The sequence below is a fragment of the Mesorhizobium sp. CNPSo 4670 genome, assembly GCF_057784235.1.
Genome location: NZ_JBWJFQ010000005.1, coordinates 110,375 through 121,880 on the forward strand (window position 1 = coordinate 110,375; position 11,506 = coordinate 121,880).

12 protein-coding genes and 1 tRNA gene are annotated in these 11,506 nt (G+C 62.4%); 4 read left to right on the forward strand and 9 right to left on the reverse strand.

Annotated elements, in window-relative coordinates:
- Nucleotides 1-239 precede the first annotated feature (239 nt).
- From AC0ZT5_RS11360 to AC0ZT5_RS11380, 5 genes are all read right to left on the reverse strand, one after another.
- A complete protein-coding gene (locus tag AC0ZT5_RS11360) occupies nucleotides 240-1,073 on the reverse strand; it encodes a glutathione S-transferase family protein (RefSeq protein WP_488496520.1) in 834 nt (277 codons plus the stop codon).
- Between the two features lie 21 nt (nucleotides 1,074-1,094).
- Complete coding sequence (locus tag AC0ZT5_RS11365; RefSeq protein WP_488496521.1) at nucleotides 1,095-1,676, reverse strand: VOC family protein; 582 nt, start codon at nucleotides 1,674-1,676, stop codon at nucleotides 1,095-1,097.
- 169 nt (nucleotides 1,677-1,845) lie between these two features.
- A tRNA-Glu gene (locus AC0ZT5_RS11370) sits at nucleotides 1,846-1,920 on the reverse strand.
- A gap of 90 nt (nucleotides 1,921-2,010) precedes the next feature.
- Nucleotides 2,011-2,418, reverse strand: coding sequence for a VOC family protein (locus AC0ZT5_RS11375; RefSeq protein WP_488496522.1), 408 nt, complete (start codon nucleotides 2,416-2,418; stop codon nucleotides 2,011-2,013).
- A gap of 31 nt (nucleotides 2,419-2,449) precedes the next feature.
- A complete protein-coding gene (locus AC0ZT5_RS11380; protein ID WP_488496523.1) occupies nucleotides 2,450-2,833 on the reverse strand; it encodes a fimbrial protein in 384 nt (127 codons plus the stop codon).
- A 26-nt stretch (nucleotides 2,834-2,859) separates the two neighbouring features.
- Between AC0ZT5_RS11380 and AC0ZT5_RS11385 the strand changes: the two genes are divergently transcribed.
- Nucleotides 2,860-3,915: an RluA family pseudouridine synthase gene (locus AC0ZT5_RS11385; RefSeq protein ID WP_488496524.1), complete on the forward strand. Its 1,056-nt coding sequence runs from the start codon at nucleotides 2,860-2,862 to the stop codon at nucleotides 3,913-3,915.
- 211 nt (nucleotides 3,916-4,126) lie between these two features.
- Nucleotides 4,127-5,038: an RNA polymerase sigma factor RpoH gene (gene rpoH / locus AC0ZT5_RS11390; protein ID WP_184875790.1), complete on the forward strand. Its 912-nt coding sequence runs from the start codon at nucleotides 4,127-4,129 to the stop codon at nucleotides 5,036-5,038.
- 182 nt (nucleotides 5,039-5,220) lie between these two features.
- Here the strand turns inward: rpoH and AC0ZT5_RS11395 are convergent, their stop codons facing one another.
- The 4 genes from AC0ZT5_RS11395 to AC0ZT5_RS11410 all read right to left on the reverse strand — a co-directional run bounded on the left by AC0ZT5_RS11395 (nucleotide 5,221) and on the right by AC0ZT5_RS11410 (nucleotide 7,877).
- A complete protein-coding gene (locus AC0ZT5_RS11395; RefSeq protein WP_488496525.1) occupies nucleotides 5,221-6,093 on the reverse strand; it encodes an MBL fold metallo-hydrolase in 873 nt (290 codons plus the stop codon).
- Nucleotides 6,094-6,335: 242 nt separating this feature from the next.
- Entirely contained in the window at nucleotides 6,336-6,995 is a 660-nt protein-coding gene (locus AC0ZT5_RS11400; protein WP_184875785.1) for a peroxiredoxin, read from the reverse strand.
- A 225-nt stretch (nucleotides 6,996-7,220) separates the two neighbouring features.
- Nucleotides 7,221-7,586, reverse strand: coding sequence for a cell division protein ZapA (locus AC0ZT5_RS11405; RefSeq protein WP_095089345.1), 366 nt, complete (start codon nucleotides 7,584-7,586; stop codon nucleotides 7,221-7,223).
- 18 nt (nucleotides 7,587-7,604) lie between these two features.
- Nucleotides 7,605-7,877, reverse strand: a complete 273-nt coding sequence (locus AC0ZT5_RS11410) for a DUF4164 domain-containing protein (RefSeq protein ID WP_095089347.1) — start codon at nucleotides 7,875-7,877, stop codon at nucleotides 7,605-7,607.
- Between the two features lie 262 nt (nucleotides 7,878-8,139).
- On the opposite strand from AC0ZT5_RS11410, the gene tkt reads away from it, so the two are divergent.
- Entirely contained in the window at nucleotides 8,140-10,131 is a 1,992-nt protein-coding gene (gene tkt / locus AC0ZT5_RS11415) for a transketolase (RefSeq protein ID WP_488496526.1), read from the forward strand.
- A 209-nt stretch (nucleotides 10,132-10,340) separates the two neighbouring features.
- Entirely contained in the window at nucleotides 10,341-11,351 is a 1,011-nt protein-coding gene (gene gap / locus AC0ZT5_RS11420; protein WP_095089351.1) for a type I glyceraldehyde-3-phosphate dehydrogenase, read from the forward strand.
- Nucleotides 11,352-11,506 lie beyond the last annotated feature (155 nt).

Genomic DNA, 11,506 nt, shown 5'->3' on the forward strand with positions numbered 1-11,506 from the left:
GGAGCAATTCCATGAAAGGTGTGAAACGGAGTTTTCCGTCTGGAATTGCGTTAAAACAAGAAGATAGGACGTCACGTCGACAGTGAGCGAAAGCAAAAAGGCCGGCATTGCGCCGACCTTTCCTTCCACCTCGGCGCCAGTACATCCGTGGTCGCGGGGTGAATTATCGGCAGTAGACAGGGCTTTGGTTAACGAATCCTTAACCTCGGGCTCCCTTTAACCACAGGCCCCCTTTAACCTCAGGCCTTGGCTTGCGATCTCACATAGGCGATGTAGCCGCGCACGTCGCCGGCAGGCTCGGCGTACGCCTTGCCGAGCTTCTTCTCGATCGCCGCCATATACTCCTTGGCCCATTTGGGCAGAGGATAATCGACGACCGCCAGGAACTCGAGTGTCGCCGCCAGGCGGATGTCGGCGATCGACGGGTTCTTGCCGCCGATGAACGGCTTGCCGTCCCTGAAGAAGCTGTGGAAGACCTCCAGCGGCTCGGCAATCGCGGCCATCGCGGCCTTCTGGGCTTCGGACTTCTTGTCGGGGTGGGCGTCGCTGTGGCCGACCTCGCCGGCATATTGCGGGAAGCCAAGGAACGGATAGGTGGCGCGCGCCACGTAGGGGTAGAGCGTACCGACCAGGTAGAACATGGCACTGTCGATCATCGCCCGCTTGGTCGGCGCCTTGGGATAGAATTTCTCCAACCCGTGCTTGTTCGCCAGGTACTGCATGATGGCGCAGCTTTCCCACAACACGCCTCTGGGAAGGCCCTTGTCCTCGATCATCGGCGTCAAATGCGAGGGATTTCGCGCCGTGAATTCCGGCGAGCGCGTGTGACCCCAGGCATCGGTCTCGTCGGCACCCAGCCCGGCCGCGCGCGCGAACACCCGCACGGTCATGTTGTTGACGCTGGGCTTCAGCATGCTCAGCTTCACGGCAGGTTTCTTAGCCGGCTTTGCCTTGGCCTTCGCAGCGGGCTTGGCAGCAGCCTTCACCGCCGGCTTTGCCGCCGCTTTCGCCGCCGGTTTTGCGGCTACCTTGGCCGCAGGTTTTTTGGCGCTCTTCGTTGCTGTCTTGGCCATTTGTTCCTCCCTCTGGTTTGTTCAGTATGGGTTCTTCGGCGCCCGGTCGTCCGACAAGGTTGCGCGCGAACGCTCGACGAGCGCCTGGATCGCATCGGCGAGATGCACTTCCGCAATGTTGTAGTCGCCGCGCGCGACACGCAGCCTGTGCGCTTCCATCAACACGTCGGCATGGGTGAAACCCACCGGCGGCTCGAACCGGTAGGAGGCGAGTTCGATCAGCAGGCCGAGCGGATCCTCGAAATAGATCGAATCCATGAAGCCGCGATCCTTGACGCCGCTGTGCTTGATGCCGCGCTCGTCGAGCCGGCCAACCGCCTGCAGGAAAGTGACGCGCGACACAGAAAAAGCGATGTGGTGGACGCAACCCGGATCGGTCGGCGTGCGTCGCTTTTCCGGCGTACGGCTCTCATCGGTGAAGATGGTGATCAACCGGCCATCGCCCGGATCGAAATAGAGGTGGCTCTCTTTTGCCTTGTCGAGGTTGGGCTGCTCGAAGATGAACGGCATGCCGAGCACGCCTTCCCAGAAATCGATCGAGGTCTGGCGCCCGGCGCCGACCAGCGTGATGTGATGCACGCCCTGCGATTGCAGTTTCTGCATTGGCCTTCCTCCCCGCGCGGCATCAACTGCCGGTCTGGATCCCCGGCGTTGTGCGCGCCGCTCGAGCCGTGCCTCAGGATCCAAGCCGCAATGCTAATGCAATCGGCCCCGCTGCGCCAGAAGCGACGAGAGCAGGGAGATCGGATGATTGGTTGATTGGTGGAGAGAGTGGTACGCCCAAGGGGAATCGAACCCCTGTTCCCGCCGTGAGAGGGCGGTGTCCTGACCGCTAGACGATGGGCGCGTTCAAGAACCGGCGATATAGGCTGACGGCTGGGAAAAAGCAACTGGGCTTCGCCGGCTTTGTCGTATCGAGGAAAAGCCAGTCGCAAGCCTACCGTTTCGGCTCGATCAGGTTCCAGAGATTGCCATGCAGATCGGCGAAAACCGCGACCGTGCCATAGGGCTCGAAGCGCGGTGCCTCGCGGAATTCGACGCCCTTCTCCAGCATCGCCGCATGGTCGCGCACAAAGTCGTCGGTTTCGAGGAACAGGAAGACACGGCCGCCGGTCTGGTTGCCGATGCTTTTCTCTTGTGCCTCGTCGGAAGCCTCGGCCAGCAGCAGCCTGGCGCCCTGCCCGTTGGCCGGCGCCACCGTGACCCAGCGCTTGCCGGCGTCGAGATCGACATCCTCGATGAGCAGGAAACCCAACTTGTCGACATACCAGGCGATCGCCTCGTCATAGTTGGCGACGACCAGCGCAACAGTCGCGACGCGACGATGTTCGGCGAACCCCTTCATCCCTGACGCCTGTTCATTTGTTGCGGCCCGCTCATTTGTTGCGAATTGCAAAACGGCCGATCACCCGGCGCTCTGTCATGTCGTAGACGAAGATCGTGCGGCTGCCGTCGACAAGCTCGGCGTCGATGGACACGCGGTTGCCGGACAGCGACTGGCTGACCACCTTGGCCCCGACCGGCAGTACGATGTCGCCGCTGACCGGCTCGCCGGCCGGGGCTTGGATGTCACCGGCCAGCGGCGGGTTCGCCGGCGGCGCGTTGCGGGCTTTGTAGACAAGGGCGCCGATCACCACCATAAGGGCAAGGAACAGCAGGCCGAGATTGATCCCGACGAAGCGGACGAGTTTCCTGCGCACCTTTTCGACCTCGGGGTCGAGCGGTTTCTCCTGATCTTCCTCGGCAATTGGGCTGGCCATGGCAAATAGTCCGGAACGGTTTTTCAATGAGCGCTCATAGCGAAGAGGCCCCTGAATTGATAGAGGACCAATTCATAGCGGCGGCGCCCACCGTGCTGGTGGCGGGCGCGGAAGCGGCCGGTCAGCGCCTCGACCAGTGGCTGGCGACGAGCCTCGGCCCGGACATGTCGCGCAGCCGCGTGCAGATGCTGATCAGGCAGGGCGCGGTCAGGGTCGACGGCAAGCCGATCAACGAGACCAAACGCAAGATGACGCCGGGCGAAAGCGTCTCGGTGGCCATGCCGGAGCCGGAACCGGCGGAGCCACAAGGCGAGAACATCGCGCTCGATGTGCTCTACGAGGATGACGAACTGATCGTCATCAACAAGCCGGCTGGCCTTGTCGTGCATCCCGGCGCCGGCAATTGGACCGGCACTCTGGTCAACGCGCTGATCCACCATTGCGGCGATAGCCTTTCCGGAATCGGCGGCGTGCGCCGTCCGGGCATCGTCCACCGCCTCGACAAGGAGACCAGCGGCGTCATGGTGGTCGCCAAGACCGACCGCGCCCACAAGTCGCTGTCGGAGGCCTTCGCCGATCACGGCCTGACCGGCGATCTCGAACGCGCCTATCTCGCGCTGGTCTGGGGCCTACCGCAGAGGCCGACGGGCACGGTCGACGCGCCGCTCGGCCGCGCCGCCGACCGCGTGCGCCGCGCCGTGGTGCCGGAAGGACGCGACGACGCCCGCCATGCCGTCACTCACTTTACCGTGCGGGAGCGCTTCGGCGTCGATCAACAGGAGTTCGCCACGGCCAGCCTGGTCGAATGCCGGCTCGAGACCGGCCGCACCCACCAGATCCGCGTCCACATGGCGCATATCGGCCATCCGGTGATCGGCGACCCCGACTATGGCCAGGCCTTCCGCACCAAGGCCAACAGGCTGCCCGAACCGCTGAAAAGCCAGGTCAAGGCATTTTCCCGGCAGGCTTTGCATGCCTGGCTCCTTGCATTTCGCCACCCGACTACCCATCTACCGATGAGGTTCGAGGCGCCGATACCGAGGGACATGGAGGAACTCGCCGGCGGCTTCCGCAAGCTCTGAACCAGTCACCAACAAGCTTCAAGCTAGCCATCAAAAAACCTGACTGGCATTGTTCACTTCAGCGTGACACACTGTTTCGTGTTGAACAAACGCCTGTCTTTTCTGGTTTTGTTCCTGTATATATCTGGTGTCGCGGGCGAGCCTTTTGGTGCTCGCGTCACATGCCCGCCGCGTTTCGGGGGCATCACTCCAATAGAGAGGGGGCGCTATCATGGCCCAGTCACTACCCAGTATCGTTTCCGGCGAAGGCGGCCTCAGCCGCTACCTGGAAGAAATCCGCCGCTTTCCCATGCTGCAGCCGCAGGAAGAGTACATGCTCGCCAAGCGATATGCCGAGCATGAAGACACCTCCGCTGCACACAAGCTCGTCACCAGCCACCTTCGGCTCGTCGCCAAGATCGCCATGGGCTATCGCGGCTACGGCCTGCCGATCGGCGAGGTGATCTCGGAAGGCAATGTCGGCCTGATGCAGGCCGTCAAGAAATTCGAACCGGAGCGCGGCTTCCGCCTCGCGACCTACGCCATGTGGTGGATCAAGGCCTCGATCCAGGAGTACATCCTGCGCTCGTGGAGCCTGGTCAAGATGGGCACGACCGCCAACCAGAAGCGCCTGTTCTTCAACTTGCGCAAGGTGAAGGGCAAGATCCAGGCACTGGATGACGGCGATCTCAAGCCCGACCAGATCGCCGAGATCGCCACAAGGCTGAACGTTTCCGAAGCCGAAGTGGTGTCGATGAACCGCCGCCTGTCGGGCGACGCCTCGCTCAACGCCCCGATCCGGGCGAGCGAAGGCGAATCCGGCGAATGGCAGGACTGGCTCGTCGACGACCATGAAAGCCAGGAAGAGATGCTGATCGAGCAGGACGAGCTGGAAAACCGGCGCGGCATGCTGTCGGGCGCTCTTGCCGTGCTCAACGAGCGCGAGCGGCGCATCTTCGAGGCTCGTCGCCTCGCCGAGGAGCCGCTGACCCTGGAAGAGTTGTCGGCCGAGTTCGACATCAGCCGCGAGCGCGTGCGCCAGATCGAGGTGCGCGCCTTCGAGAAGGTGCAGGATGCGGTCAAGGCCGCCGCCAAGCGCCAGACCCAGGCGCTGCGCACCATCGAGGCGCAGCCGGCGGCTTAGGCTAGCTCGGCAACAAAAATACAAGGGCGGCGTCAGGAAACTGACGCCGCCTTTTTTGTAGCGCTGTCTAGAGCAATTCAGGAAAAGTGTGAAACGGTTTTCCGTCCGGAATTGCGTCAAAACAAAGAGATAGAGCGGTTCGGCGTTTCCGTGAAACGGTGAACCGCTCTAGCGCCGTCAGGTCAAAGCGAGTCCAGCGGAAATTTCAGATACCGCCGGCCATTGGCCTCCGGGTCAGGCAGCCGTCCGCCATTCATGTTGACCTGCAGCGCATGCAGAATCAGCCTCGGCATCGGCAGTGTCCTGTCGCGGGTTTCACGCAGGGCGACGAAATCAGCCTCGGTGCGCGCGGCAACGAGGTGGGTATTGCTGGCCTTCTGCATCGCGATCGTGCTTTCCCACAACGGCTCTCGTCCGCCGGGCTGATAGTCATGGCCGACGAAAACGCGCGTCTCGTCCGGCAACGCCAGGATGTCCTGGATCGAATGCCACAGCCGCGCTGCACTGCCGCCGGGAAAGTCCGCCCTCGCGGTGCCGCTGTCGGGCACGAACAGCGTATCGTGGACGAAGGCGGCATCGCCGATCACATAGGTGATCGAGGCCAGCGTGTGCCCTGGGGAGAACAGCACCGTGACCGGAAGGGTGCCGATCCGAAAGGTCTCGCCTTCCCCGAACAGTCTGTCCCACTGCGAACCGTCGGCGGGAAAATCCGGCCAGTTGTAGATCGCCTTCCACAGTTTCTGGACGTCGACGATCCTCTCGCCGATCGCCGTGGGCGCGCCGGTCTTCTGCTTCAGATAGTGCGCCGACGAGAAATGGTCGGCATGCGGATGGGTATCGAGGATCCACTCGACGCCCAGCCCCTGCTCGCTGACGAAGTCGAGCAGGGCATCGGCGCTCTTCGTCGCCGTGACGCCGGACCTCTCGTCGAAGTCGAGGATCGGATCGATGATGGCGCATCGTTTCGTCGCCGGGTCGGCGACGACATATTGGATTGCCCCGGTCGGCTTGTCATAGAAGCCGCTGACCTGCGGCCTGGCCAAAGCTAGGTCCAATTTCAGCTCCCCCAACCCTTGATGCATGTCGCCCAAAAGTGGCCCCGGCTTTGGGAGAACGACATGCATAACAACTCAGACCTCGGCGCGCCGTCTGAATCCATTCGGAAGGACGCGCTTTGGTCGGCAGGAATGATTTTCTCTACCGGCACCCAAGGGGAGCATGGTTGCCCCCTCGCGTGACCCAGTCAAGTATCATTTCGCTCGCTGCGGCGAGAAAGCCAAAAACTGTTCCGAAGTGGTCAGGCGGATGGCTGCTTGGTCTTCCTGAGATAGGGCAGGATGGTCTCGTAGGCGCCGAAACGCTTGATTGCATCCTCGTTGGAGACGGCGGCGGTGATGATGACATCCTCCCCCTGCTTCCAGTTCGCCGGCGTCGCCACCTGGTGTTTGGCGGTCAGCTGCATGGAATCGACCGCGCGCAGGATCTCGTCGAAGTTGCGGCCCGTGGTCATCGGGTAGGTGAGCACCAGCTTGATCTTCTTGTCCGGCCCGATGACATAGACCGAGCGCACCGTGGCATTGTCGGCGGGCGTGCGGCCCTCCGACGTCTCGCCGGCGCCGCCCGGCAGCATGTCATAGAGCTTGGCGACCTTAAGGTCCCTGTCGCCGATCAGCGGATACTTCACTGAATGGCCGGTCGCCGTCTTGATGTCGTCCTGCCATTTGCCGTGGCTTTCGACCGGATCGACCGAAATGCCGATGATCTTGACATTGCGCTTCTTGAACTCGCCTTCCAGCCCGGCCATCGTGCCAAGCTCGGTCGTGCAGACCGGGGTGAAATTCTTCGGGTGGCTGAATAGGATCGCCCAGCCGTCACCGATCCATTCATGGAACTTGATCGTCCCTTGCGTGGTCTCGGCGGTGAAGTCCGGCGCGATGTCGTTGATACGAAGGCTCATGGCACATCTCCCCTGAAACAAATCCTGCCAGCAGAGAGGGCTACGGGCGGCAAACCATGCCGCCATCAAGGCGTCCCCACGCTCCGGCATTGCCGCATCTTAGCGCAAAAATCGTGGCCGCGAGATAATATGAAACTCTTGTCGGCGGCAGAACGAGCATTTTTGTGCTACCGACGATAACGACAGCGCATGCGAGCCTGGCGTGGGTAGGAACGCTCCGTGCCCTCAGGCCTTGTTGACCGCCAGCGTCTCCGTCAGATCTTCCATGCGCTGCGCCAGTGCACCAAGCGCGTTGGTCAGCACGCTGTCGTTCTTGTCGGCCTTGGTCAGCGCATCGTCGCGCGTCTTGCGCAAGGTCAGCACTTCGCTTTCCATGCCCTTGACGCGCTTCTGCAACTCCGAAAGCTCGTCCATCACCATGATGCCGGCCATGACGGTCAGCCGCTGGTCGCCGATCTCGCCAAATGAGTCCTTCAGATGCAAGACATAGCGGTCGAAGCGTTCCGCAAGATCGATCAGATGCTCTTCCTGGCCTTCGTCGCAGGCCATCCGATACTGCTTGCCGTCGATGGAAACCGTGACCTGTGCCATGAGCCTACCTGTCCAGCCCTATCTGTCCAACACAGCGCGGATGGTTTCCATGGCGGTCACCAGCCGTCGCGACACTTCCTTGTTGGCGTCTTCCAGCCTTTCGGCGCGCGCTTCGGAATTGTCGAGTTCTTGCGCCAGCCGGGAGCGGTCGGCGTTCATCCGCTGCACCTCGGCCTCGGCTTCCGAGTAATCGCGTTCATGCTCGAGCTTGGCCGCCACGGCATTTTCCAGCCCCTCGATGGCCTTACCCAGCCTGGAGATGACTTCCTTGAGCGTGGTTTCCCCGGTCATGGCCTTCGTCCTGTGCCCTGCCCATCACCGAATCGTTCGCGTTCAGAACGCGTTATCCGCGAAACATTAGGCACCGGGTGAAGGCAACGTCAACAAAGCTCTCGCGACTGTCCCCTGCTAACGCTAATGTAGGCCCGCCGCCGGCATCACAAGACCGGTAAATACGCACCGATTTGTTGACTAAAAGCCCGCGCCTGCTATGTGTCGCGCACCCTTTTCCAGGGCTCTCCCCAGCCCCCAAACCCCCATTTCTGGAGGAACCATGACGTCGCGTGAACAACATGACCGGATGGCGAATGCGATCCGTTTTCTCTCCATGGACGCCGTCGAGAAGGCTCAGTCCGGCCATCCCGGCCTGCCGATGGGCTGCGCCGACATCGCCACGGTGCTGTTCACGCGCTTCCTGAAATATGATCCCAAGGCCCCGCACTGGCCCGATCGCGACCGCTTCATCCTCTCGGCCGGTCACGGCTCGATGCTGCTCTATTCGCTGCTGCATCTGACCGGCTATGAAGACATGACCATCGACCAGATCAAGCATTTCCGCCAGTTGGGCTCGAAGACCGCCGGCCACCCTGAATACGGTCACGCCACCGGCATCGAGACGACGACCGGCCCGCTCGGCCAGGGCCTCGCCAATTCGGTTGGCTTCGCGCTCGGCGAGCGCATCATGAACGCCGCCTTCGGCAACGACCTCGTCAATCACTACACCTACGTGCTGGCCGGCGACGGCTGCCTGATGGAAGGCGTCAGCCAGGAGGCCATCGCGCTTGCCGGGCACCTCAAGCTCAACAAGCTGATCGTCTTCTGGGACAACAACAACATCTCGATCGATGGCCCGGTGTCGCTCGCCGACAACACCGACCAGGTTGCCCGCTTCCAGGCTTCCGGCTGGAACGCCAACCACATCGACGGCACGGATCCGGAAGCGATCGCCTATGCCATCGAAGCCGCCCGCCATTCCGACAAGCCGACGATGATCGCCTGCAAGACGACCATCGGCTTCGGTGCGCCGACCAAGGCCGGCACCAACAAGGCACACGGCTCGCCGCTCGGCGCCGACGAGATTGCCGGCGCGCGGAAGTTCTTCAACTGGGATTCGCCGCCCTTCGAGATTCCGGCCGACATCCTCGACGCATGGCGCACCGCCGGCAAAGCCGGCGTCAACGCACGCACCGACTGGGAAGGCCGCCTTGCCAAGGCCGAAGCAAAGCTGAAGGCTGAGTTCGAGCGCCGCATCGCCGGCAAGCTGCCGTCCAACTTCGACGCTGTCATTGCCGACTACAAGCAGAAGCTTTCGGCCGACAAGCCGAAGGTCGCAACCCGCAAATCGTCCGAGATGGCGTTGGAAGTCATCAACGGCGCGGTACCCGAGACTATCGGCGGCTCCGCCGACCTGACCGGTTCCAACAACACCAAGACCAGCCAGACCAAGAACATCACGCCGGACGACTATGGCCAGCGCTATGTTCACTACGGCATCCGCGAGCATGGCATGGCGGCCGCACTCAATGGACTGACGCTGCATGGCGGCCTGATCGCCTATGGCGGCACCTTCATGTGCTTCTCCGACTACGCCCGTCCATCGATGCGGCTGGCCTCGCTGATGGGCATCCGTTCGATCTTCGTCATGACCCATGATTCCATCGGTCTGGGCGAAGACGGCCCGACCCACCAGCCGGTCGAGCATCTGGCGGCACTGCGCGCCATTCCCAACCACAATGTCTTCCGTCCGGCCGATGCGGTGGAAACCGCCGAATGCTGGCAGATCGCTCTCGAGTCGGAAAAGACGCCTTCGACCTTGGCGCTGACCCGCCAGAACCTGCCGACGGTGCGCACCGAATTCTCGGCCAAGAACCTGAGCAGCCAGGGCGGCTACGAACTGGCCGCAGCCAGCGGCGAGGCCGCGGTGACGATCTTCGCCAGCGGCTCCGAGGTAGAGATCGCGCTTGCCGCCCGCGAGTTGCTGGAGAAGCATGGTCATCCGACCCGCGTCGTGTCGATGCCCTGCTTCGAATTGTTCGACAAGCAGAGCGACGACTACCGCAAGAAGACGATCGGCAACGCGCCGATCAAGATGGCGATCGAGGCGGGCATCCGCCAGGGATGGGACCATCTCATCGGCTCCGACGGCATCTTCATCGGCATGACCGGCTTCGGCGCCAGCGGCACCATCGAACAGCTCTATCCGCATTTCGGCATCACCGCCGACGCAGCCGCCAAGGCAGCGGAAGCCCGCTTGCACGGCAAGTAAGGTCTTGCATGTCGCCCAAAGTGTATTGCGGTTTTGGGACAACGACACGCTGAAGCAAAAATGCCCCGGCGAAACGCATGAAGCGATTTCGCCGGACTGGCCCAAACTAATCGATTTAAATCCATGTCGCTGCGGCTGGATTCTTTCCGCTTCCGCCGCTATGAAGCTGCGGACCCATCGTCTGCCCTCCAGCTCCCCGGGAGAGAAAAATGACCGTCAGAGTTGCCATCAACGGATTCGGCCGCATCGGCCGCAACATCCTGCGCGCCATCCATGAATCAGGCCGCAAGGACATCGACGTCGTCGCCGTCAACGACCTCGGCCCGGTCGAGACCAATGCCCATCTCCTGCGCTTCGACAGCGTGCATGGCCGCTTCCCGCACGAGGTCTCGGTCTCCGGCGACCAGATCACCGTCGGCAAGGAAAAGTTCAAGGTCACCGCGATCAAGGATCCGACCCAGCTGCCGTGGAAGGAACTGGGCGTCGACATCGCGCTCGAATGCACCGGCATCTTCACCGCCCGCGACAAGGCCGCCGCGCACCTGACCGCCGGCGCCAAGCGCGTGCTGGTCTCCGCGCCGGCCGAAGGCGCCGACCTCACCGTCGTCTACGGCATCAACCACGACAAGCTGACCAAGGACCACATCGTCATCTCGAACGCTTCGTGCACCACCAACTGCCTGGCGCCGCTGGCTGCCGTGCTGCACGAGACGGTCGGCATCGAAAAGGGCATGATGACGACGATCCATTCCTACACCGGCGACCAGCCGACGCTGGACACCATGCACAAGGATCTCTACCGCGCCCGCGCCGCCGCTTTGTCGCAGATCCCGACCTCGACCGGTGCCGCCAAGGCGATCGGTCTCGTCCTGCCCGACCTCAAGGGCAAGCTCGACGGCATCTCGATCCGCGTGCCGACCCCGAACGTCTCGGTCGTCGATTTCAAGTTCATCGCCAAGCGTCCGACCACCGTCCAGGAGATCAACGACGCGGTCATCGCTGCGTCCAACGGCAAGCTGAAGGGCATTCTCGGCGTCACCCATCACCCGAACGTCTCGATCGACTTCAACCACGATCCGCGCTCCTCGATCATGGCGCTCGACCAGACCAAGGTCATGGACGGCAACTTCGTGTCGGTGCTGTCCTGGTACGACAATGAATGGGGCTTCTCCAACCGCATGGCCGACACGGCGGTCGCCTTCAGCAAGACCATCGCCTGATCGCAACGCTTTCTCTTCGAGACCTGGAACGCCCGGCTTTGTCCGGGCGTTTTTCATGCGAGCGCCATGCGCCTTCTCAAATTGTGCCCTGAGCGCCAAAGCGCTCGAAAATCAGCGGCATAGGGCAAAAAACCACCCCGCCGCCTTGCACTGGT

Excerpts from the sequence above, each read along its gene's own strand:
- AC0ZT5_RS11360 (WP_488496520.1), bottom strand. The coding sequence starts at position 1,073 with ATGGCCAAGACAGCAACGAAGAGCGCCAAAAAACCTGCGGCCAAGGTA.
- AC0ZT5_RS11365 (WP_488496521.1), bottom strand. The coding sequence starts at position 1,676 with ATGCAGAAACTGCAATCGCAGGGCGTGCATCACATCACGCTGGTCGGC.
- AC0ZT5_RS11375 (WP_488496522.1), bottom strand. The coding sequence starts at position 2,418 with ATGAAGGGGTTCGCCGAACATCGTCGCGTCGCGACTGTTGCGCTGGTC.
- AC0ZT5_RS11380 (WP_488496523.1), bottom strand. The coding sequence starts at position 2,833 with ATGGCCAGCCCAATTGCCGAGGAAGATCAGGAGAAACCGCTCGACCCC.
- AC0ZT5_RS11385 (WP_488496524.1), top strand. The coding sequence starts at position 2,860 with ATGAGCGCTCATAGCGAAGAGGCCCCTGAATTGATAGAGGACCAATTC.
- rpoH (WP_184875790.1), top strand. The coding sequence starts at position 4,127 with ATGGCCCAGTCACTACCCAGTATCGTTTCCGGCGAAGGCGGCCTCAGC.
- AC0ZT5_RS11400 (WP_184875785.1), bottom strand. The coding sequence starts at position 6,995 with ATGAGCCTTCGTATCAACGACATCGCGCCGGACTTCACCGCCGAGACC.
- AC0ZT5_RS11405 (WP_095089345.1), bottom strand. The coding sequence starts at position 7,586 with ATGGCACAGGTCACGGTTTCCATCGACGGCAAGCAGTATCGGATGGCC.
- AC0ZT5_RS11410 (WP_095089347.1), bottom strand. The coding sequence starts at position 7,877 with ATGACCGGGGAAACCACGCTCAAGGAAGTCATCTCCAGGCTGGGTAAG.
- tkt (WP_488496526.1), top strand. The coding sequence starts at position 8,140 with ATGACGTCGCGTGAACAACATGACCGGATGGCGAATGCGATCCGTTTT.
- gap (WP_095089351.1), top strand. The coding sequence starts at position 10,341 with ATGACCGTCAGAGTTGCCATCAACGGATTCGGCCGCATCGGCCGCAAC.